Source organism: Photobacterium sp. GB-56 (genome assembly GCF_003026105.1).
Taxonomy (GTDB): Bacteria; Pseudomonadota; Gammaproteobacteria; order Enterobacterales; family Vibrionaceae; genus Photobacterium.
Window position 1 is genome coordinate 358,514 of the sequence record NZ_PYNW01000001.1, and the last position, 25,905, is coordinate 384,418.

At 40.7% G+C, this 25,905-nt stretch carries 4 protein-coding genes and 2 tRNA genes; 3 read left to right on the forward strand and 3 right to left on the reverse strand.

Annotation, left to right across the window (positions count from 1 at the left end; all coding sequences use genetic code 11):
* Position 1: 1 nt before the first annotated feature.
* The 3 genes from C9J42_RS01770 to mscM form a co-directional block, all read right to left on the reverse strand.
* A complete protein-coding gene (locus tag C9J42_RS01770; protein WP_233220716.1) occupies positions 2–9,193 on the reverse strand; it encodes a type I secretion C-terminal target domain-containing protein in 9,192 nt (3,063 codons plus the stop codon).
* A 362-nt stretch (positions 9,194–9,555) separates the two neighbouring features.
* Complete coding sequence (locus C9J42_RS01775) at positions 9,556–20,919, reverse strand: Ig-like domain-containing protein (protein WP_233220717.1); 11,364 nt, start codon at positions 20,917–20,919, stop codon at positions 9,556–9,558.
* A 319-nt stretch (positions 20,920–21,238) separates the two neighbouring features.
* Positions 21,239–24,529, reverse strand: a complete 3,291-nt coding sequence (mscM, locus tag C9J42_RS01780) for a miniconductance mechanosensitive channel MscM (RefSeq protein ID WP_107301601.1) — start codon at positions 24,527–24,529, stop codon at positions 21,239–21,241.
* A gap of 223 nt (positions 24,530–24,752) precedes the next feature.
* Here mscM and C9J42_RS01785 point away from each other — a divergent pair.
* From C9J42_RS01785 to C9J42_RS01795, 3 genes are all read left to right on the forward strand, one after another.
* A tRNA-Ser gene (locus C9J42_RS01785) sits at positions 24,753–24,840 on the forward strand.
* A gap of 29 nt (positions 24,841–24,869) precedes the next feature.
* A tRNA-Ser gene (locus tag C9J42_RS01790) sits at positions 24,870–24,960 on the forward strand.
* Between the two features lie 384 nt (positions 24,961–25,344).
* Complete coding sequence (locus C9J42_RS01795; protein WP_107290452.1) at positions 25,345–25,872, forward strand: hypothetical protein; 528 nt, start codon at positions 25,345–25,347, stop codon at positions 25,870–25,872.
* Positions 25,873–25,905 lie beyond the last annotated feature (33 nt).

Sequence of the window (25,905 nt, forward strand, 5' to 3'; positions counted from 1 at the left end):
CCTAGCCAGTAATTAGATTATTATCATCTATCATTTTTTGTAGAACCTCTGCTTCCGTTGCAGAGCTCGTATCTGCGCCATAAAGCGCATCTTTACTTACATTGTCTAAAGTTATCTCTTGTGTAACATCTGTACCATTGTCTTTAACATGTAATGTGACGGAACCGTTATTTTCAGTAATATCAATATAGTTATCGGCTGAAATACCATCAGTGACATTTGATAAAATAGCGCTTAAGTCAATGTTGTCGGTATTAATTGTGGTATCAAAATCTAAAATAGTATCTTGTGCTGGTGCAGAGATTGAACCAAGATCATCAGATTTAAAGACGAAACTGTCATTACCGTTATCACCTGACATTATGTCGTTGCCTTTACCGCCGATGATCACATCATCATTGGCTGTACCTACTAGGGTATTATCACCCGATACTGCGACTTTGAAATCGATGGTTTGCGCTGTGCCCGTTGCAGTTTGGTTGCCGATGCTGGCACTTGGCTCAATAGATAAAGTGAAATCTTGTGCGCTGTTGCCTGTCATGGTGAGGCTGGCAATATCAGCAAGTTCGACTTCCCAACCACCATTATTTTCTTTTCCAGCAGAGAAAGTGTAATCACTTGGGAAGCCTGTGATCATAATGCTGCCTTTTTCATTAGGTGCTGGATTTTGCATCATGAGATCAAGATTTAAGGCGATCGCTGAATCTGTTTCAGCAATAATACTGTTGTATTGCGCCGTTAATTCAGGCTCATCAGGTAGCGCATCAATGGTTAATTTGATCTCTTCGGTAGCGATAACACCTTCATGAGTGTACTCAGTGCCTAATACGATATTGGTATCAACAGTATTGGCAGCTAATGTGATCGTCATGTCGCCATAAGCATCACCGGGATAAAGTGTGAATTCATCCAATGTATTGGCATTAACGACGACGGTAGCAAACCAATTATTTCCTTTTTGCCCAAAGGTAACTTCTTGTCCGCCAATAACGATTTTATCTAACCCTTGTAACTGAGCAGGATCATTCGCACTGATCGTTACTGTGAGTCGTAATGCTTCATCACTGTTTGTTTCATAGCTTTCTAGATTCACTGGAATAGTGAAACTATCACCTTCAGTTCCAGCAAGACTTTCTGGGACATCAAAGAACTGAACATCATCGCCAATAGGTTTAACGCCTACGACTAAATCAGTGGTCGAGATTTTAATATCATTGGTGCCAATTTCGTTGGTGATGGCTTCTAGTTTGAGCTTCATATCACCACTAAAATCTAGCGGTGGACGTATATAAACTCCGTCCATTTGGCTAGCACTGATACTCCATGATTGACCGCTGTTAGGTAACTGGACGAATGTATTTCCGCCATCAGGTGAATAGAACAGCACAGCCCCTTCAAGTAGCCCTGAAATACTCAGTGATAGTGTTTCTGAACCATCATCATCAAATAAAATTGCGTCTAGGCCTGTGATATTAATGTAGCTATCTTCGTCACCTAGAACTTCGATTTTATCGGGCATTTCAGCAAAATCAGTTACTGGTGCAACATTGATGACCACTGATGCCGTTTTGGTTTGGGTATCGGTTTGGGTTGGGCAATCAGCTTCATCAGTAATGTTGGCTGCAACATTAATGATTAACTCACCGCTGAAGTTAAGTGGTGGTGTTAAGGTTAATTCACCTAAACGGGTTGGGTCTTTAATTGTCCATGTGTTATCGCCGTTGTCTTGTAAAATGGCGGGATTGCCGTTGAGTTCTGCCCCGGCAGGTAAAGTAATTTTCAACCAGTTAATGGTTTCTTTACCTGTGGCTGATTCACCTTCACCGCTGATGGTTTGCCCCGCGAAAATATTATCACCTAAGATTAATTCTAAGTTGATAGCAGATTCGGTATCTTCCTGAATCGTGGTTTGTCCTGCATTGACAATGATATCATCGACAACAGGGATAACTTCAATCTTAATATTCTGCGTTGTTTTGGACGATTGACCGTTACAGGTGGACGTTTGAGTGATCTCAATCGGAATATTAATACAGCCAGCCCAATCTTCATCGAGTCCAACAAAGACCATATTTTCTAAGCCGCTTGGTGTAATGGTATAGCCAAGAATTTCACCAACAGCATTGTATTCAGGAATAACACCATCGCCTTCAATTTCAACACCTAGAGGTAGATCTTTGATATCAATGAAAAACGATATTTCTATTTCAGGGTTGTAGTCAATGTTGCCATCCAGCAACCCTGATAAATCAATATCTTCACCTTCTTTGGCAATAATGGCATCGTCACCTTGAATGCTATCTGGATCGTCAATTGGAAGACAAGAACCACCGCCGCTGTGACCTGTAATTTGGACTTGAAGAGGAGCTTCAATATAGCGTGAATGTTCGTCATCAATAACGTGGGCTACAACACGTAGATCGATAATGTCAGTATCAAAGCTAGAGCTAATGGTTGCACCTGCCAAGATATCTTTCATCGATTCTTTTACTGTGTCACTGGTTAATCCCGTTGCGGGAATAATCCAGTTACCACTGCCGTCAATGGACGCACCATTTGGGTGTTCAACGATTAAGTTAATACTATTTGGTACGACGATGATGATGTAATCAAGGTACTCTGAGCCATCGAGATCTTCATCAAAAAAGTGAACCGCGTTGGTTAAATCGATAGGGCTTCCATCGGTACTGGTGAGCACTTCTGATGTTGATTCTAAACGGGTATCGCCTTCAACAATACCATTCACATCAAGTTGAATGGTTGCATTAATGTCTTTTGTCGCCGTTTGTCCTGTAGGTGAGGTGTCAGTGACTTCATAGCTAATTGAAATATTGAATAAACCACTTAAATCTTCATCAGCAAGCACAGTAACACGACCGCTGTTAATGAAGTCAGTCCACGATTCGCCACTGGTTTTGTAGCCAGCAAGATCTAATCCACCAGTAGGTACAGATACGACAATACCATCAATAAAGAGTGTTAAGCCTGAAGGTAATCCAGTGATCTTATAACCGGTTAAACTTTCACTGTGATCGATATCTTGATTAATCATGGGCTCACTTAAGAAGCTTGCTGATTTATCCTCAAGCGTTGTTGTTTCAAGGATAGCGCCATCTTTTTCATCAACGACAGGAAGCACATCAATTTCTACTTGGTAATTGAATTCGCCGCTGTCACCATCAGGCTCAGTTGAAATCACGTTAACATCAAAATTAAGTTGCCCACTGAAGTCTTTCGGTGTTTTTAAGAAGGTGGTTTTAAGCTGATCGTTGCTGATCTGGTAGATCACGCCATTCGATGCATTTTCACCTACGATTTCTAGTGTGATCGGATCACCGTTACTATCAACAAACATTACCCCGTCAGGAAGGTTGGTGATCATAATAGTGATCTGTTCCGATTTATCATCATCACTGGTGGTGATCATGAAATCTAAAGGCAATGGACTATCTTCGTTAAAGCCGGATGTACCTTTGATTGTGCCTTTAAAGCCCGTGGAATTTCCAGTGCTTGGGCTTTCTGTAACGTACTCCCAATGACCATTACCGCCATCTACAACATCAGGGCGATCAATCACACCTTTTAAATCAATAGTAATGGTTTTGGTATCACTAACCGCAGTGATATTAATGGGATCAAGTCCATCAACGGAGGTTTCGGTCGATACCGCCGTGACTTCAATGGTCAGCGTTTCTGTCCATGAGCTGATATCTTCTTTTGGATAAAGTAGGGCTGTACCATTTTCAATACCTTCAGCGCTGACAATATAAATACCTGATCCTACTGGTTGCTCAATAGCACCACCGCCTTGAATAGACCAACCATCTTGCACTTTGATTTGATAGCTTAAACTTTCAGAACCATCGGTATCGGTAAGCTTACCGACTAATACTTGGCTTAAGTTAATCGGTTGATCTTCAATACCTTTAATGTTTTTCACCGATAGGGTCGGTGTATCAGCGTCTGGCTTGATGTTAATAATAACTTGGTGTGGTGTTTCTTCGGTTTGATGCTCATTTTTATCAATGAACTGATTACCTTTTTCGGTCGCTATAGCGGTTACGGTAAATTCAAATTTACCTGCAAGGTTTTTATCTGAAACGATAGTGATTTTATTCAGTTGATTTTGATTTAATACATCACCGTCTTTAACGACATTGCCATTGAGTTTTAATGTAATGCCATCTGGAATACCTGAAATTCGATATGTTAATTTTTCGGAATCATCGGTATCGGTAAGATTGGCAGCAAGGTCTAGTTTAATGCTGCCGTTATCATCTTCAACGCCTGTGTATTCAGTTTCAGGGGCGTCCCATACAGGCGCATCAGCATTTGGATATACTTTTATAGGTAACTTCTTATCTAAGGATGTAATGCCTGAATCTTTTGAAATGGTTGCTGTGACTTCAAGGTTCACCATACGTTGCTGATTAATTGCAACATCAGGGGCTGGTTGATAGGTGAGTTCACCGTTAGGAGAGTAGAAATTACCGTTTTTAATAAAATCGGTAATCGTGATGACGCCGCCGACTGCCGTGAGTAACGTGCCATTCAAATAAAGTTGTCCACCTGCCAATGAGCTTTCACTAATAGTGATACTGGTAAGGGTTTCATTTTGGTCATTATCGCCTGGGAAGACTTTGATTGTTAACGGGGCTGTCAACGTGTCTTCCAATACTTCCATCAGTTCAACGTTGATATGACCTGGGTTATCACCCAATGCCATTGTTGCGGTTCGATTCGCGGTATCACCATCGCCATCTTTAACTGTATATTTTAGTGTATCGAGGATCCGTCCACTAAATTCAGACGTTGAGACAGTTGTTATTTCAACCGTACCGTCAGCATTAACGACCATGGTACCGTACTTTTTCGACGGCGAGATCGTAGTATTGATTAAATCAATCGGATTACCATCAATAGAGTAAGTTGTTCCGTTGTAAATGAAGCTAACAATTTCACCGCCGTCAGCCCCAGTGATCTCATCGGTTAATAGTTGTAAGGTTTGGCTTTGTCCTTCAACTAAAGACAATGTACTGGCAGTACCGGCTTTTGGAACATCATCTAAGACATTCACATCAAAGATAGTGGCAGGCGAGGTGTCGCCATCGCTGTCAGTCAGAATGGCACCAAACTCAAGGTTAAGCGTATCTTGTGATGTGGCATCTGGATGATCAATAGAGGCAAAGAGATCAAACTCCACCGTACCATCAAGGTTAACTTTAATTTGGAATATTTCTTTACCCGCGGCTGTTGCGATATACCAACCATCAGCATTAGGTGCGCCAAGCGTGATGTTATCGCCTGCGCTGGTGTAGTTTTTACCATTAAATAAGGCGGTGTCTAAGGTCACGGATACCACACTATCACTGCCTGTATTAAAGCTCAGTGTTGGTGTTGCTACATCAGAGGCATCACTGTCTACACCATCATCTAATAAATCATTTTCTTGGACATTTAAGCTGCCATTAACGATGATTTCTGGCTTCAAACCATCCCAAATTGTGACCGTTACGTTGGATGTTCCAACACTGCCATCACTATCAGTAGCTTGAACGGGAAGGGTGATATCAAGCTTGGTATCTTTACCATTGAGGTGATCGATAAAGTCATTCAGCACAATGGTAATGGTTGCATCTGCACTGCCACCTGCAGCAATAGTGCCAATGTCGGAAAGGTTGATGGAAAAGATCACCGTACCGTTAGCTAAAACCGCATCATAGGTATTGTTACCATCAAACTGCCACGTCAGTGCTTCACCGTTATGAGTGATCGCATCACCATCACTGGTTTGAACTGCGCCTGTTAGAGCCAGTTGTAAATCAACAATCGGATCTTGCCCTGCGGTAACAGAAATTGTTGAGCTTGCTGTTTCTGTCGTGCCTGCTGGTGGCGCATCGGGTGCGACAGCAATTGGGTTTTCGGTAATTTCTAATGTGGTATTAGTAATGACTGGCGTGTCACCATCGGCAATCGTTACAGTGATATTGGCTTGGTTAACGTCGCCATCGTTATCGCGAATAAAGACTGGAATGGTAATGGTTTCAATGCCATTTGGATCTGTTTGGTCGATAGATTTATACAGGTTGAAAGTGTACTCAACCGTCGAGTTACCTTCAGCATCAGGTTTTTGTGTAATGGCAATATCAAAAACTTTTTCACCATTGACCGATGCTTCAATCATTTGACCTGTACCAGTAACGGTGTAAGTAATGATATCGCCGCCGCTGGTTAATCCTGATGGTAGCTGTGTTTGATCAAAAAATAATGGGCTGAGAGGTGAAAGGCCATTTAAGCCATCACTGCCAACAACAACATCGATAGTGCCTGTTTTGGATATCGGTTGGCTTGAAGAAAGGCTAGCTTCATCAAAGTCGAGTGCTTGGTTGACGATTAATTCAGGATCTGCACCATCTTCTATATACCAATCAAATTGTCCTGTTGGGGTTTTTGTACCATCCAAATCGGTGGCATCAATCAGTAGTGGTAATTTGATCACATCACTGGCATTGGTGTGATTTAACGGACGATGTTGAGCCAAGGTTACTGTACCTGTTACATCATCACTATTGGCAGCACCAGTTAGGGTTAAAGTAAAGATGGTTTCTCCACCAGATGTCGCAGTAATGGTTTTTCCATCATTACTTAATGTGTATTCAAGGTATTTAACGGAAGTACCTGACGTTAGATTTAAAGCACTTAAAGTAGCAATAGTTTGGGCGTTAAAAGTGATGCTATTAGGAGCGGGGTTATCTGATCCTGCTTTAATGGTAAAGTCACCTGTAAAGGTATCTGTAGGATTAGAAATCAGTCCTTCAACGTTACTATCATTGTTATTGATGATGGTATTTGCTTCGCCATCTTTAATTGTGATGGTGAGATCCGCACTTCCGTTGTCATTATCTTTATCGCCAGCGATATAGTTAACTACGAGGTCAATATCACCCGCACTATGGTCGAGATTACGATTGGCGTTAAAAATCCAATGACCATTTTCTTTCATGGTCAGTTGACCTTCAGGAAGATCAAACGTTACAGAAGAACCTGTTAGATCTTTGGTTTCACCGTTAATCGTGACACGAACAACAGAGAGGGGGGAATCAAGATCACTATCATTGTTGAGCACATTGCCAGAGGTAATATTGCCTTCAATCACATTGCTATAGTCATCAATAATCGTAGGTTCTGAATCTCGGATATAAATTAACGCGGGCGCAACAACCGTTTCTGTTGTGCCATCGCTATCGGTTTGGACACCATCAATCAAGATCGCTGATTGAGTGCTATTGAAACCAAATTTAGTATCAATAGGTTCAAATAACGTAATTTTAATGTCTTGAGAGACGGTTTGAATCGTTGCCGTTAAAACGGTGACGCCGTTGCTTACCGCAGTGAGTGTGAGCCCATCCGGTGAGATGGTAACCGTAATCGGGTTACCGTTAGAGGTTAACTTTTCTAGTAATGCTTGATTGGCATTAAAAGTAAACTCAGCAAACTCGATATTGATAGAAGCCGTTGCAGTTTCTGAACCTTGATAATCTAATGTCGTCTCATAAAAAACTGAAGAATCAGGATGTCTTAATGTCGGCATATCATCAGTCGCAGTATTACCTGCTATATCGGTAACGGTTGCTGACATTTCCCATGTTTTTTGTACATTGAGTTGGCTAAGATCGAAATCTTCAATACGCCAATTTCCCGCACTATCTACAGTGGTGGTTAAGATAACGGTTTCAGTGCCATCACTGAAAGTGACTTCGATCTTATCACCCGCCTCAGTGCCCGTTGTTGTACCTTCTAAAAACTCGACATAACCAAGCTTGAGTGCGGTGATATTCAATCCGCCCAAATCGTAATTGCTGGTATCAATATCGATAGTTGGTGGCGTGGTATCTTTAATGATTGTATTGCTCGATACCGCTGGGTTACCTGCGATATCCATGGTTTCTGCGGTGATAGTGATTTCGCCATCATTAAAATTACTTAGATCGACATTAGCAATATTCCAGCTGCTATTGGTTACAGTGGTGGTAAACGTTAAATTATTACTGCCTTGTCCTGAAACGGTAATGGTAACGGTTTGACCATTTTCTACGTGATTAACACTACCAAAAAGGTGGGTATTTTTTACTGTTACGTTATTGAGATAATCATTAGCAACGCCATCGTTATCGCTATCAAAGGCTGCGGTGATATCTGCAAGGGTATCTTTGATAATAGTGCTGGTGGCAGAGGCTGGATTACCTGCAATATCGACCGTGTCTGCAACTACTGTGAGTTCACCTTCGGCGAGGGAAGATAGATCTGTATCGTTAATGTTCCAAGTACCATCAGTGTTAGTTGTTTCAAAGGTAATGGTTTTACCTTGGCTATCGGTGACGGTAATCGTAACGGGTTGGTTATTTTCTACAAAGGTGATATCGCCTAATAAATCACTAACAACGATTTCAAATTGGTTGAGATAATTATCACCCTTGCCATCAAATTCAGCGGTAATTTCAGCTAAGGTGTCTTTGATGGTGTTATCTGTGGCGTCAACAAAATTGCCATAGTAATCAGTGACAGAAGCATAAACATCAAGTGGACCTTCAGCGAGTTCACTTAAGTCTTGATCGTTAATAAACCATTTTTGATCTTTAACGACCGCATTTGTTGTGAACACTTTGCCATTAATATCCGTGATAGTCACAACCACAATACGGCCATTTTCAACATCAATAGCGTCACCAAAGAGATCGACCGTCGGCACTTCAAAGCGGTTCTCATAACCATCACCACCGTCAACAATTGTGACTGTTAAAGCGGCAGAGTTACGAAGTGACAAAATGGTATCGCCAATTTCATCTCGTTCGTTTCTCTCTTGGGAAGTTGTTGGACGGGTAGTAAATCCCGCTTCAGGCAAGGTTTCAGCAAGCGTAGGTTTAATACGGGTAATAAAAGAAATACCATCACTTGAACTGATATTAGATTCTGAGGCGTTTTGTGTGTGACGAGGTGCCGTATCAGATTGCGTCAAGTTAACAACATCGTCTTCATTATTTTGAGTTTTTATGATGTCGTTAACTTGTGCTTGCTCTGCAATGAAAGGTACTGAATTATCAATGATCTCCGATGGCGGAACTTGTACCCATTCACCTTCCGTTGTTATTTTCCAGATAACGTTTTCAACAACTACATACATTACTGGCTTCATCCTTGGCCCCTGCGTTTTATTATTTATTGTGGAAAAGTGTGTCGAGTGTTTGTTTCATCCAATGCACAATCTCGCCACGCTAATCAATATTAGAGAGCAAAAGGATTGAAAAACATTATTTTTACAAAACCTACGGTGCAGACATTATTTTTTGTGATGCTGGTTACATATTTGTTAATAGAGATGGGTGCGTTGTGACCAATAAAATTTATTAATAATCAGTGGGGTTTAGATATTTATATCTATAGGAGCTAAAAGATATATTGCAAAAGTTGCGTACTACTATTGGGTGAATAGTAGTACGCAAGATGAGCTAGTATCAAAGTCTTAAATTGATAGAGTTAGACGCCTAAATAGAGTCATTATCCAGCGAGTAAATTATTATCATCTATCATTTTTTGTAATAGTTCAGCATCTGTTGTTGTACTTGCATCGTTACTATAAAGTGTATCTTTGTTTACGTTTTCTAACGTGATCTCTTGGCTAATATCTTCGCCATTTTCTTTAATATGTAATGTTACTGAACCGTTATTCTCCGTGATATCAATAAAGTTATCAGCAGATATCCCATCTGTAACGTTATTTAAAATAGCGCGTAAATCAATGTTGTCACTATTGGCTGTGACATCGAAATCTACAATGGTATCTTGTGCCGGACTAGAGCTGGTTCCTTGATCTTCGGCTTTGAATACAAAGCGATCATTACCGCTACCGCCCGTCATGTTATCGTTATTGGCAGTACCAATGATCACATCATCATTTGCAGTGCCGATAAGCGAATTATCATTTTTATCAGTGATGCTAACGTCGATGGTTTGCGTGACACCTGCAGCCGTTTGTCCATCCAGAGTTGAAATTGGCTCAATAGAAAGAGAGAAATCTTGCTCACTATTAGCAGTCATCGTCAGATCGGCAATATCGTCAAATGCAACTTCCCAACCATTTCCTTTCGCTTGACCTGCTGAGAATGCGAAATCACTAGGGTAACCTGTGATAATAATACTCCCTTGCTCATTAGGCGCAGGATTAAACATTGATAGCTCAAGATTTAGCGCAATCGTCGTTTCGGTTTTAGCTATAACGCTGTTGTACTGAAGATTAAGCTCTGGCGCATCAGGCATAGGTGCAAGAGTTAAACTGATATTCTTCTCAACAGTTTGACCATAATGCGTAATTTCTGTGCCTAAAATAGTATCGGTATCAATACTGCTGGCTTTGAGTGTGATAGTAATGTCGCCAAAAGCATCACCGCTAAATAGGGTTAATTGGTCTAAGGTAGTGCTATTTACTATTGCAGTCGCAATCCATATATCACCACTTTTAATGATACTTATTTCTTGATCACCGATTTGAATTTTATCTAGGCCTGCTAACTGAGTTTGCTCAGCTGCACTAAAGATCACTTCTAAAAATAATGTTTCATTACTATTAGTTTCGGTACTTTCAATATCGACTGGAATCGTGAAGCTTTCACCTTCATCGCCCGATAGGCTCTCTGGTACACCAATAAATTGAATATCATCACCAATAGGATTGACGCCAATAATAACTTCAGAGGTCGATGTTATTATTTCCGTTGTACCAATTTCATTCGTGATCGCATCCAACTTCAATGTGATATCACCACTGAAATCTGTGGGTGGACGAATATAGATACTATCGGCTTGCGCAATATCAAAGCTCCATGATTTTCCAGTATTAGGCAATTGGATAAAGGTCGTGCCACCGTCTGGTGAATAGAACATCACGGCACCATTAGGAACGCCGGATAGATTCAGTGAAATGGTTTCAGAGCCGTCATCATCGTATAAGATTGCGCCTAATCCAACGATATGAATGTAGCCATCTTCATCACCTTGCTCGGTGATGGTATTCGGCATGGTGGCGATATCAGTCACAGGCTCAACGTTAATAATCACAGAAGAGGTTTTGGTCTGAGTATCCGTTTGCGATGATGAATCGGATTTATCGGTGATGTTGGTATCAACAGTAATGGTTAAATCGCCGCTGTAGTTATGAGGCGGCTTTAAAAGCAATTCGTCTAAACGACTTGGATCCAGTACTTGCCAACTACCATCGGGGTTCTGGGCTACTATCGCAGGATCGCCAATCAATTCACCACCAGGTGCTAAGGTGATTGTCATCCAGTTGATGGTTTCTTTACCAGTCGCAGAAGTACCTTCACCCGTGATGGTTTGTCCGTTACTTACACTATCGCCTAACAGCACCGTTAAGTTAATTGCGGTTGCGGTATCTTCTATAATACTGGTGGTATCTGTTGTTGTAATGATGTTATCAACAACCGGAACAACGTCAATTTTGATATGTTGTGTGGTGGTGGATTTTGTACCATTACAGGTAGAGGTTTGAGTGATCGTGATCGGAATATCTAAAGATCCAGCCCAAGCTTCATCTAATCCAATGAATGTCATATTGGAAAGACCATTTTCTGTGATGGTGTAACCAATAATTTCACCCGCATCGTTATATTCGGTAATGATACCGCTAAAGTCGGGAGTATTTTTGTTACTTATAATTTCAACATTGTCAGGTAAGTCATTAACGTCAATAAAAAAGGAGAGGGCGATTTCTGGGTTATTATCAATATCGCCATTTAGTAGACCTGATGAATTAATATCTTCGCCTTCTTTAGCAATAATCATATCACCTTGAATTTTATCTGGCGCTTCGGTCGGAGGACATGAACCTCCACCTCCTGTTTTACCTGTGATCTGGATCTGAACGGGTGCTTCTAAAAAGCGAGAATCGTTGCCGTTAACCACACGAGCTTTAACCACAAGATCAATCACCTGTGTATTAAAGCTAGCGCTTACGGTTGCTCCAGCTAACAGATCTTGCATTGCTTCTTTAATGCTAGCGCTTGTTAAGCCCGTTGCGGGAATAATCCAGTTACCACTACCGTCAATATGGGCACCGTTAGGGTGATCGATGATGAGATTAATGCCAACAGGTACTTCGATCACGATGTAATCTAGATATTCTGAGCCATCAAGATCTTCATCGATAAAGTGAACCGCATTGGTTAAATCAATAGGGCTACCATCGTTACTACTTAGCAGATCTTCTGTAGATTCTAAGCGTGTATCGGTTTCAACGACCCCAGCAACATCAACTTGGATAGTTGCATTGATGTTTTCACTCGCTGTTTGTCCGGAAGTTGACGTATCCGTTACTTCATAATTAATCTTGATATCAAAAATGCCACTGAGATCTTCATCTGCAAGAATGGTCACGCGACCACTGTTAATAAATTCAGCCCATGATTGGTTGCCTTTATAGTTAGCAAGATCGAGCCCATTAGCAGGAATAACAACTTCTACACCATCAATAAACAGGGTTAACCTATCTGGTAAATCGGTGATTTTATAACCTGTCAGCGTTTCACTGTTGTCGCTATCTTTTCTGATGGTCGGCTCAACTAAAAATGAGATAGGTTGATCTTCAAAACCTGTGTTTTGCAATATTTGCAATATAGGGCGACCTTCCTTATCTATCTCATTTTTCTCATCAACAGCAGGCAAGACTTCAATATCCACCTTGTAGTTAAATTCACCACTCGCACCGTCGGGCTCGGTAGAAATTACAATAACATCAAATGTTAAGTTGCCACTCATGTCTTCAGGGGTGGACAAATACGTCGATGTTAATTGATCGGATGTGATCCGATAGATCAACCCCGTTGAAGCATCCTTACCGACAATTTCAAGGTTTAAAGGCTTGCCATGAAAATCGATAAACTTCACACCGTCAGGCAAGTTGGTGATTAAGATGGTTATCTCTTCTGATTTATCGTTATCACTGGTGGTAATTAAAAAATCGAGCGGTAATGGCTTATCTTCATCAAAACCATTAATGCCTTTGAGCGTGCCCTTAAAGCCAGTGGTGTTATCTGTGCTACTAGCAATGTATTGCCAATGCCCATTACCGCCGTCTGTAATGTCTGGGCGGTCAATGGTGCCTTTTAAGTTAATAGAAATAGTCTTGGTCGCACCCTCTGTACTGGTAGCAGAGGTGAGTCCGTTAATAGCGGCTTCAGTAGATATAGCCGTTACTTCAATAGTGAGTTTTTCAGTGTGTGAACTGATATCAGCTTTTGGATGAAGCTGTGCTTGACCATTTTCAATATATTCTGCACTCACAATATAGATGCCAGATCCGGCAGGCTCTTCTACCGCATCGCCACCTTGAATTGACCAACCATCTTGCACTTTAATTCGGTAACTTAGGCTTTCAGAACCATCGTTATCAGTTAATTTACCAATAATGGCCTTACTGAGATCAATAGGCTGATCTTCATGGCCTTTAAGGTTTTTAACCGAGAGTTTTGGCGCATCCGCTTCAGGAATAATATTTACTGTGACAAGACGTTGCGATTCTTCTGTTCGATCGGTACTTTTATCAAGGAACTGATTGCCTTTTTCTGTGCTGAGCGCAGTAATGGTAAAGGTAAATGTGCCTGCTGAGTGTTTCTCAGAAAATATCTTCACATCATTAATTTGATCAGCGTTAATGATTTTGCCGTCGCTAATGATGGTATTACCCAGTTTGAGTGTAATGCCGTCTGGGATCCCTGAAATACGGTATTTAAGGGTTTCTGAACCATCGGTGTCTTGTAGATCCGCCGCAACATTGAGTTGAATGCCATTACTATCATCTTCGACTGCGGTGTACTCGTAATCTTTAGCCTCGTCCCAAATCGCGGCATCAGCATCAGGTAGCACCTTGATAGTGAGATCTTTGGTCAGTGTTTTATCTTGGTTATTGGTTGATATCGTCGCTGTTATTTCAAGCACAACCGTGTCTTGTTGATTAAGCGCAGTATCAGGTGCAGGTTTATAAGTAAGATCACCGTTTGGCTTGTAGAAATCACCTTCGCTAATAAAGTCGGTAAGGGTAATTACGCCATTTGTTGCCGTTAGCAAATTGCCATCTAAATACAGCTGTCCACCCGCTAATGAGCTTTCACTGATTGTGATAGTGCTAAGTGATTCATTCTGGTCAATATCACCAAGGAATACTTGAATAGTGAGTGGGTTACTCATACTGTCTTCAAGTGTCTGCTCTGCATTCACCTCAATACGACCAGGATCATCTGCAAATGATAGTTTCTTGGTTCTTACTGCAGTGTCACCGTCGCTGTCTTTGACGGTGTAGCTGAAATCATCACTGATTTCGCCACTACTTTCCTTACTGGCAATCGTCTTAATAATGACAGTGCCATCTGCATTAACAGATATAGTGCCATATTTAGTGTGTGGATTCGTTTGGGTATTTATTAAATCAATTGGATTGCCGTCTGCTGGGTACTCTTTGCCACGATACTTGATACTGACGACCTCACCACCATCAGCACCAGTAACGCCTCTAGATAATAGACGTAGCGTCTTATCAACACCCTCAACAACAGCAAGTTGTTCATCAGGACCTGCAACAGGGATATCGTCAGTCACTGTCACTTCAAAAGGTGTGGTGGCTGACACATCACCATCTACGTCTGTGGCAATGGCGCCAAACTCTAAATTAAGCACACCTTGACTTGATGATGACGGGCGGTCGATCGCTTCGAAAAGCTCAAATTGCACGGTACCATCTAGATTGACTTTAATACGGAAAATATCATTACCGTTTGCTGTTGCGTTATACCAACCGTTCGTATCTGCTGCGCTAAGTGTGATGTTTTCACCACCACTGGTATAGTTTTGACCATTAAACTGCGCAGTATCTAGCTGCACGGAAGCAAGCGCATCACTACTTTGGTTAAAGCTGAGTGTTGGTGCTGACGTGGTTGATGCATCAACGGCTAAATTATCATCCAGTAAGTCATTTTCGTGAACGTTAAGGTTACTGTTGACGGTAATGCTCGGCACTAAGCCATCTAAAATACTCACCGTTACGTTTGATGTGCTCGAGCTGCCATCACTGTCTTTCGCTTCAACGGGCAGTAATAAATTAAGTTCGGTATCGTTGCCATTGGTATGGTCGATAGACTCATTGAGCGTCACTGTAATTGTTGCATTTGCTGCACTACCCGATGGAACTGCACCAATATCTGATAAATGGACAGAAAAGATCACTGTGCCATTAGGCAATGATGCGTTATAGGTGTTACTGCCATCAAATTGCCAAGTTAATGTTTGCCCTTGGTAGGTGATGTTATTGCCATCACTACTTTTCATCGTACCCGATAAAACAAGATTTAAATCGACGATAGGATCTTGCCCTGCGGTTACTGTGATTGTGGCGTCTGCTTGGTTTGAACTACCTGCTGGTGAAGAAGCACTCATCGGCGTTTCTGATATTTCTATTGACGTTGTATTAATAACAGGGGCATTACCATCAACAATGACAACATCGATAGCCGTTTGGTTAATATCTCCGTCGTTGTCTTTAATAAAGACCGGAATAGAAATAGTTAATTCATCGTTTACGCTGGTTTGATCCAGTGCCTGATGCAGGGTAAAAACATAGTCAACGGTTGAGTTTGCTTCTGCATCTGGGCGAGAAGATAAGCTTATTTCAAAGACTTTACCTGAGCTTGTTCTTGCTTCAATAGTTTGATTATCATTAGAGATCACATAAGAAATCGCTTTTCCACCACTGGTTAAACCGGTTGGTAGTTGGCTTAAATCAAAATACAGTGGACTTTGCTCTGTGGTGCCATTTAAACCATCACTACCAATGGTGACGGTGATCGTGCCTGTTTGTTGCAATGGTTGATTAGGTTGATTAGGTTGATTTGACGGATTAGATAGATCCGTTTCTTTAAACTCTAATTGCCCAGATGCGGCTAATACTGGATTCGCGCCATCTTCGATAACCCAATCAAATTTCCCTGTTGGAGTAGCAGTACCATCACTGTCAACGGCATCAATAAACAGAGGTAGGGTGATAGCATCAGCTAAACCTTGTTGATTGAGAGGGAAGTGTTGTACCAAGGTGACAGTACCCGTCGCGTTATCGCCTGAGGCGGTTGCCGATAAACTCAAGGTAAAAATAGTATCGCCACCCGCTTTGGCGGTGATTGTTTTACCATCCATGCTGACGGTGTAACTAAGCGATGATGGTGAGATACCAGAATACAAATTTAGTGCTTCAAGTGCCGTTATTGTCTGGGAATTAAATGTTAGGCTACTTGGATCAGGATTATCTGCTCCAGCTTGTACAGTAAACTCACCCTTGTAGGTAGCGCTTCCAGCTGAAATCACACTTTCAACCGTCTTTGCATTATCATCGAGTATGACATTGGCAAGACCATCTTTAACTGAAATTGTAAGGCTTGCATTGTTCTCGTATTGATCTTTATCTGAAGCGACGTAATCAATGAAAAGGTTGATATCACCTTGGCTATGATTAAGATTGCGATTGGCGGTAAATGTCCATTCGCCATCACTATTGATGGTGAACTTTCCTTCAGGAAGATCAAAGGAAACCGATGTGTTATTCAGTGCCTTTGTCTCTCCATTAATAGTGATACTTTTAACGAAAAGAGAAGCATCGACATCCACATCATTGGTTAGCACATTACCTGTAACAACGTTGCCTTCAATAACGTCACTCGTATCATCGACAATCTCAGGTGCGGCATCTTGAATATTGATCTCGATTGGCATGATGACAGTTTCACTCGTACCATCATTATCCGTTTGAATACCGTCAATGAAGATCACTGTTTCAGTATTAGGGTTGCCGGGGGAGTGATCAATGGCAGCACTTAATGTTGTTTTTACTGTTTGAGTGCTAGGGTCAATAACCGCAGTGAGTACGGTTGTGGTGGCTGTTTGTACGGTTAGCGTTAAGCCGTCAGCAGAAATAGTAACGGTAACGTCTTTACCATTAGAAGTTAACTGTTCTAAAGCACTCTGCGCTGCGCCGAAAGTAAATTCGGCGAATTCAATATTAATCGTTGAGCTTGATTCAATTGAAGATTCCGTTTCAAGCGCTTTTTCAGAGAAAGTCATATCGCTAGAGTTAGCGAATGTGGGCATATCGTCACTGGCAGTATTACCTGCAGCGTCTGTAACTGTGGCGATCATCTGCCAAGTTTGCTGTGGATCTAATTGATATAATTCAATGTTATCTATACGCCAATTGCCTGAGTTATCTACTGATGTTGTCAGAGATACAGTATCTACTCCGTCACTAAAGGTAACGGTTATCTTATCGCCAGCTTGGGTACCTGTTGTTGAACCTTGCAAGTAAGGTACTTGACCATTTTTTAATGCCGAGACATTTAAGCCTCCTTGCTGGTAACTGCTTGTATCAATATCAATAGTAAGTACTGACGTATCTTTGATGATGGTATTGCTTGTTTCTTTAGTATTACCTGCGATATCAATCACTTCTGTGGTAACGGTTAACTCGCCTTCAGAAAAAGCTGATAAATCAACATCATCAATTTGCCATGCACCATTGATAACCGAAGTGGACAGGGTGAGAGTTTTACTATTGTTATCCGTTACTTTTACTGTGACTGGTTGATTATCTTCAACAAAATCAACGTCACCAAACAGAGTGGTTTTAGCATCGATTTCAGCTTTATTTAAAAAGCTATCGCCATTAGCTTCAAAGTTCGCCGTGATTTCAGCAAGGGTATCTTTGGTAATGGTATCAGTGGCCGAGGTTGTATTACCTGCAATATCGGTCGCTGTGGTCGTAACGGTGAGTTGACCTTCAGCGAGTGTCGTGAGATCGGCGTCATTTACTGTCCACTTTCCGTTATTTACCGTCGTGGTATAAATTTTTTCAGTACCATTGCTATCTGTGATGGTAATAGAAACGGTTTGTCCGTCTTCTATATTTTCAACAGCGCCAAATAAATTGGTTATGGGGGTTTCAACGGCGTTGAGATACGTATCGCCTTTACCATCAACGCTGGTCGTAATATTTGCCGCAGTATCTTTGATGATAGTGTTGGTAGCAGAGGCTGGGTTGCCCGCAATATCAGTAGTTTCAGCGAGAACGGTTATTTCACCGTCTGTTAAATTTGTTAAGTCGGCATTGTTAACTGTCCATTTACCTGCGCTAACAGTACCTTCAAAGGTTTTCTCTAAGCCTTGGCTGTCAGTGACGGTAATAGTCACGGTTTGTCCATCTTCAATATTGGCGATAGTGCCAAACAGCTCAGTCGTTGATATTTCGGCTTGATTAAGGAAGCGATCACCGTTGCCTTCAAAATCCGCCGTAATAGTCGCTAAGGTATCTTTGATGATGGTGTCTGTGGCTGATACTTGGTTACCTGCAAGATCAACAGTAGCAGCGATGACAGTGAGCTCACCTTCGCTAAGTCCTGTTAAGTCAGCATTATCAACTGTCCAATTACCATTAATGACGGTGGTGGTATAGATTTTTTCTAATCCGTTACTATCGGTGATGGTAATGGTAATGAACTGACCATCTTCGACATTTTCGATCTTACCCAATAAATTGGTAACTGGAATTTCAACGCGGTTGAGATACTCATCGCCTTTACCATCAAAATCGGCGCTAATACCAGTGAATGTGTCTTTGGTAATAGTGTTGGAAGCAGACGATGTGTTACCAGCAAGATCAACTGTTTCAGCATTGACTGTCAGTTCACCTTCAGCGAAATCGGTTAAGTCGGCATCTTTTATTGTCCATTTGCCATCAATCACCGTGGTTTCGAACGACTTTTCTAGGCCGTTACTATCGGTGACTTTAATTGCAACGGTTTGACCATCTTCAACATTGGATACCGAGCCAAAAAGATCGGTCACAGAGATTTCATCACGATTAAGATACTCATCCCCCTTACCATCAAAGTTAGCCGTAATGGTAGAAAGGGTATCTTTGATAATGGTGTTGGTGGTAGACGCTGGGTTGCCTGCAACATCAATAACTTCAGCAGTAACGGTTAACTCGCCCTCTGCAAGTGCAGATAAATCAACATCATCAATTTGCCATGCACCGCTTATGACTGTAGTGGTCAGGGTGAGAGTTTTACCATTGCTATCTGTTACTTTTACTGTGACTGGTTGATTGTCTTCAACAAAATCAATGTCACCAAACAGAGTGGTTTTAGCGTCGATTTCGGCTTTATTTAAAAAGCTATCGCCATTAGCATCAAAGCTCGCTGTAATTTCAGCAAGGGTATCTTTGATTATGGTGTTAGTGGCTGATGTTATATTACCTGCAATATCGGTGGCTGTGGTCGTAACGGTGAGTTGACCTTCAGCAAGCGTTGTGAGATCGGCGTCATTTACTGTCCATTTACCATTATTAACAGTGGCGGTGTAAATTTTCTCGGCACCGCTGCTATCTGCGATAGCAATAGTCACTGTTTGTCCGTCTTCTATATTTTCAACAGCGCCAAATAAATCGGTTATGGGTGTTTCAACGGCGTTGATGTACGCATCGCCTTTACCATCAACGCTGGTCGTAATATTTGCCGCAGTATCTTTGATAATAGTGTTGGTAGCAGAGGCTGGGTTGCCAGCAATATCGGTAGTTTCAGCGAGAATGGTTAGTTCACCGTCTGCTAAATCGGTTAAGTCGGCATTACTAACTGTCCATTTCCCAGCGCTAACAGTACTTTCAAAGGTTTTCTCTAAGCCTTGGCTGTCAGTGACGGTAATAGTCACGGTTTGTCCATCTTCAATATTCGCGATACTGCCAAACAGCTCAGTCGTTGAGACTTCGGCTTGATTGAGGAAGCGATCACCGTTGCCGTCAAAATCAGTCGTAATAGTGGCTAAGGTATCTTTGATGATGGTGCTGGTGGCGGAAGCAGGATTTCCCGCAATATCGACGGCTTCTGCTAGAACAGTGAGTTCACCTTCAGCAAGAGAAGAAAGATCAGCATTATTTATTTGCCAAGCAGCATCATCATTGGCGGTTTCAAAGTGTAGTGTTTTACCTTGGCTATCGGTTATGGTGATAAATATTGGTTGATCATGTTCAACAAAATTTATCTCACCGAATAAATCACTATTTGTAATTTCAGATAGGTTTAAGTAATTATCACCTTTACCGTCAATTTTTGCGTTTATTTCAGCAAAGGTATCTTTGATTGTTGTGTCTTTGGCATCAACAACATTGCCGTAGAAGTCAGTAACAGAGGCATAAATAGAAAGCTCACCTTCAGCAAGAGAGCTCAAGTCTTGATGATTAACTATCCATTTTTGATTTTGTACGACTGCACTGGCAGTGAATACTTTGCCGTTAATATCTGTCACAGTAACGATAACTATTCTGCCATCTTCAATATCAATAGCGTCGCCCAGTAGTACCGCAGAAGGTGTTTCAAATCGGCTTTTATAACCATCGTTACCATCAATAATGGAGGCGGTTAACAACGCAGAAGCTTTAAGGGAAGGGATAGCATCTGCAACAGATTCATTCTCTGCTTTTTGAACGGATGTTATTGAACGTGTACTAAATCCCGCTTTGGGCAAGGTTTCAGCTAATGTGGCTTTTATCTGAGAAATAAAAGAAGCGCTATTGCTTGATAGCGGCTCTTGGCCAATATTGGTATCAAGAAAAAACTGGGTACGATGCGAAGAGCTCTCGATAACAGGGGCATCATCTTGGTGGGTTTGTGTTTTTAAAATGTCATTGATGTAGGCTCTTTCTTTGATGAAAGGAATCGACTGATCAATAATTTCTGAAGCTGGAATTTGAACCCATTCGCCTGACTCTGTAATTTTCCAGATAATGCCTTCAATAACAACATACATCATTGGCTTCATCCTTGGCCCCTGTCTTTTTATTCTTATTGTAAAATCAATATTTTGATAAGTATTTGTATCAAAAAACTATTGATACAAATATCTATATTAGAGTTAAAAATATCTTAAAAACATTAAATTAACATAATAGTTTTATCAGTAACTACTTTTTGTGATCTTAGTTCATGATTTTTCGCTAAAAGGTAATGTGATTGTTATTATGTTGTTCTGTTTTAACAGATATATTAAGAGGGTTCTAAAAGGGAAGTGAAACGAGAGTGGTTCTTAATATACGTACTGCTATCGGTTTAATAGCAGTACGTGAAGATATGATTAAATGTTATTTGCCACTGGCGGGATGAAATTGCTGGCCTTTCATTGTTACTTCTAACTGCGGCGATGCTATATCAATATGATTTTTAATGAACTTGTTCTTAATTCGGCAGTGGAGGTCATGAGTTAAGCTTAACCTATGCCCCGTTTCCGCTGCATAAGCACGTAATTCAAATTGTTGGCAATTAGCGGTTAAACCTAAGAAGAACACTTCAGGTGCTGGATTATCGAGTACCAGTTCACATTCCTCTGCCGCTTCAAATAATAATTGTGTTACTAGCTCAGGATCGGCTTTAAATTTCACATTGATTGAAAGATTGACTCGAGTAATTGCATCGGACAACGACCAGTTAATAAATTGCTCAGTAACAAACGCTTTATTAGGCACGATCACTTCTTTTCTATCCCAGTCCACAATCGTAGTTGCGCGGGTTTTTATTTTCGCGACTACGCCTGTGAGATCGCGAATTGTCACTGTATCACCAATACGTATTGGTTTTTCAAACAAGATAATTAAGCCAGAAATGAAGTTGGCAAATATCTCCTGCATACCAAAACCAATACCGACACCAAGGGCCGCGACTAGCCATTGCATCTTGCTCCAGTCAAAACCAATTAATGCCGAGCCGACAATAATCCCGATGAAAATGGCTAAATAACGAGTAACAGAAGTAATCGCATAACCCGTACCTGGGCTTAAATCAAGATGCTGCAGAATAAGCAGCTCCATCGCACCGGGTAAATCGCGTGCCAAAATAACCGTTAAACCAAAAGCAAATACTGCCAGCAAAACACTTTGTAACGTAATAGTATGTAGCTCTTCAATGCCGTTGATGGTATTGGTTACATCCCATAGCGTGACACCTTCTAATAGTGATGTGGCTTGATAAAAGTCGGAAAACAGCCAACTTAAAATAAACAGATAGATCAGTGATAATAGCGAGCGTAATAAACGCAGTGATTGAGCACTGATTTTATCTAAGTCTACTTTCGGCTCTTCAATGTCAATGCTGAGATCGTTACTAACGTGGTGATCGTCTTTCTCTTCCAACATTTCAGCTTGACGCTGAGCAATGATTTCTTGGCGTTTTGCTTTTGCACGTTCAAATGCTAATCGACGTTTTTGTATTAACATCAATCTTTTTATTAAGAAGTACACCAGTAAGACGACAACACCAATCACGGCACCTTGCTGAATACGTAGCATGATGGTTTGTGATGTGGCTAAGTACCCATTGAGTGCCGCATAGTTGAGTACCTGTGGGGTAATGATGAGTACCCACCAAAAGATATGGTGTCCAATATGGGCTTTTCCTTCAGGCAAATCACCATAGGTCATTGGCATCTTGAGTTTCCACAATCGCCAATGGAAAAAACTGATAGCGATATTAGAAATAATAAAAGCTAATCGTCCAAGGGTAGCCGTTGTATCGAGTTCACTTGTTAGCATAGTGAATTGCTGCAAGATAAGTGCTGGAATAAACACCATCATTAAGCGTCGATAATTATCTAATGCTTTATTCGTAATTTCTTCAGACCAACCAAAGTGACTGATGAAAAGTCCATCTTTGCGGCATAACTCTCGAATGAAAAAGAAGACAACCAGTGCATAGGGTAGTGATAGGGCTTGGCCTAAATGGAAAATAAAGGGTAACTGCCAAGCAAGGCTTAAAGTATAACCAACAACAAATATGATCAGAGGGATTGGCCATGCCAGAAGGAAGGCTATCGCAACATTGGTGTAGCTATAACGGAATTTATCTTCAGTGACACGGTTAATTCGTTTGCTGGTTTTTTCTAAATAAAGTACCCAATGCTTTTTGGCAAAATATAGAAATGCAAGCAGTGAAGCAATGACAAATATACTAGCAAACAATGAGTAAGGGCTAATAAAGTGCGGGACTTTAACAAGACCTATCCATTGTGTTGGAGAAAAGAACCATTTGATTTTTTCACCCATTTGCTTGATGACATCAAAGCTGAGTGGGTTAGTATTGGGTGCCCAAAAAAGTAATTTTGCTGATTCATTTTTAATCTTGATCAGCATGCTATTTAGGCGATCGAAAATAACTTTAAGCTTGGCTTGTTGGTAAATTAACGTTTCAGACGCTTTATTAATATCACTATATAGTTTGAGATTATCTTGTATTAGCGCGTGTAAACGATCAATTTGTTGCGGTGATAGATTACTGGTACTGATCTTTTCTTTGTTATTTTTAAGTAAATCAGACTGTTGTTGATAATCATAAAGGCGAATTTGATTACGGGCGACATCACGATTAAGTTTATCAATCGGTGGATTTGACGGTAAACTTTGTAATCGGTTACGAAGGTTCTCACTAATAATTGGGCTTATTTTAAGCCAATCAGCCATGACTCTTAATGCATCTGCTGTTTGTGTGGTTTCAGTAATTTGCTCATTGGTTGTACTAATAGACTGCTGTGTTTGTTCAATATTAGACGTCAGCGCTGCTAGCTCAGAAGACAAATGCTTGTTTAATGTTAACTGCTGTTTAATCACTTCTGGCTGGTTTTGAATATCAGCTTGTAGCTCTTCATTTTGCTCATCATTTTCAGAAACGTTAGAGCGTAAAACACGATTAAGTGTATTTTGTAAGTTATTACGATATGCCTGATGTGCTTCAATTTGTAAGTTTTCATATTGCAGATTTAATTTTGCTAACGCACGACGATTACCTGCACTTAGCTGTTCAGCTTCCAGCATAAATAAATGACTAGTCGTATATTGCTCGGCGATTTGGAGCAGCATGATAGCTTCTGTGTTATTGCCCCGTTGCGCTTGAGATAGCTCTTTAGTGATACTTTGTTTTTGTGTTCTTAACTTATTGGTTTGGTAGGAAAAATCGTCAATACCATGCTCAATTTCAATTAAAATATTGCGGTATGACTGGCGTGCTATCTCTAGTTGGATCAGCTTGGTATCTTGCTCTGCAATTTCTAATGTAAGCTGGTCGTGATCCCAGTCGTTAGATGCTGGAAATTCTGTCGCGCTAAAATTCGCTATTTGATCTTGAACTCTTGCCTTATCTTCTGGATAGGAGTTCATTAACTTTTCATAACTACGTGTTGCTTGATTAAAGTTTTTAGTTTTCTCAAGCTGGTTTTCTGCTGTTTGATAGGCAGAAAGCTGTTTGATTATTTCAGGCGTTTTTTGTTGAGCTTCAAGCTGACTGATCTTGTTGGCAATAATGTGTTGGTGTGATGCATTCTCTTCAGCAGATAGAGGGGTGGAAATGAGAAAGAATAAGAAGAGATAAAAAAATGAGAAAAATCGCATAAAAAACCTGTAATTGAGTACTACGGATGCATAAACAGCAAGGTATATCAGCGTTATGTTACAGTAATTGAAATTGATGAAAAACAATAGATTGGTATGAGAATAGACCTAATTGATCTATAAGTCGGCGAATGAATAAGAGAATGGGAAAATACCTTGACCGATATCGCATAAGTGATTACATTGGCCGCCGTTGAAACGCATAGCGGTTCAGCAACAATGTGGTGAGGTGTCCGAGTGGCTGAAGGAGCACGCCTGGAAAGTGTGTATACGGCAACGTATCGAGGGTTCGAATCCCTCCCTCACCGCCATCTCTTATTTAATAAGAGATTACAATTTAGGAGAGATGGCTGAGTGGTTGAAAGCACCGGTCTTGAAAACCGGCATACGTTTATAGCGTATCTAGGGTTCAAATCCCTATCTCTCCGCCATATTTAGAAAAAGCCGCTGGTTAATCCTCAGCGGCTTTTTTGCATCTGAAAGAATGAATATATTTTTCTAGACTTATACCCATATTAGAAGGATTCAAATCCTCTAATACCTATAACTTCTCCATCATATTAAAGAAGGCTGCTGAGTTTGACTCAGCAGCCTTTTTAAGTTGGGTCATTTGTATTGTTAAAGCAGGGCAAATTCTCTAAGGAGAATTTAGTACATTTCTTGTTTTCTACATCTTTAAAAAACACTTTGAAACAAAAAATAGCAATCAACCTAATGATAACTATGAGTTAAATAGAATATTATCGCGTAATTTATGAGTGTTTTTTTGCCTATAGCGTAAGAATACTGATTTGTAATTTGATAAAGGATACATTGTGAAGTTCATAAGAACGCTATTAAAAGTAACTCTTGTAATTATTTTAATCTCAATATTAAGTGGCGTGAGTTACTACTTTTACAATGAGAATGAGCAGCGAAAGAAAGATGAGGTTGAGTTAAGTTATGCTACCGATAAAGACTGGGTATGGCATGACTTATATGAACGTATTCAGATTCGTGAGGTAGACGGTAAGAGTATTCTTAGAAAGGTCAATATGAATAAGGGATACGTAATTCATGTTTATAAGAACAAAGATTATAGTCTCAGTGCGTTTGCATTGTTTGTTACGTCATGTAATGCGAATAAGGAAATTGAAACATCCGCTAAATTTTCAGATGGCACACCGAAAAAATTAAAATGTAATGAGAAGGGGGACGGGTTACTGTATTCGGTAAAATGGAATAACAGTGACACAGACTTTACTTGGGAAGAGAATTTAGGTGGTTTTTCACTGAGAGAAAATTTCACATACTGGGATTTCAGCAAACTAGATCAAGAAGTAACTTTGGCGAAAGCTGAGTAAACAGCTAGAAATAAAATAAACAGGACGTTTACT

Coding starts and splice junctions, on each gene's coding strand:
- C9J42_RS01770 (WP_233220716.1), bottom strand. CDS start 9,193: ATGAAGCCAGTAATGTATGTAGTTGTTGAAAACGTTATCTGGAAAATA.
- C9J42_RS01775 (WP_233220717.1), bottom strand. CDS start 20,919: ATGAAGCCAATGATGTATGTTGTTATTGAAGGCATTATCTGGAAAATT.
- mscM (WP_107301601.1), bottom strand. CDS start 24,529: ATGCGATTTTTCTCATTTTTTTATCTCTTCTTATTCTTTCTCATTTCC.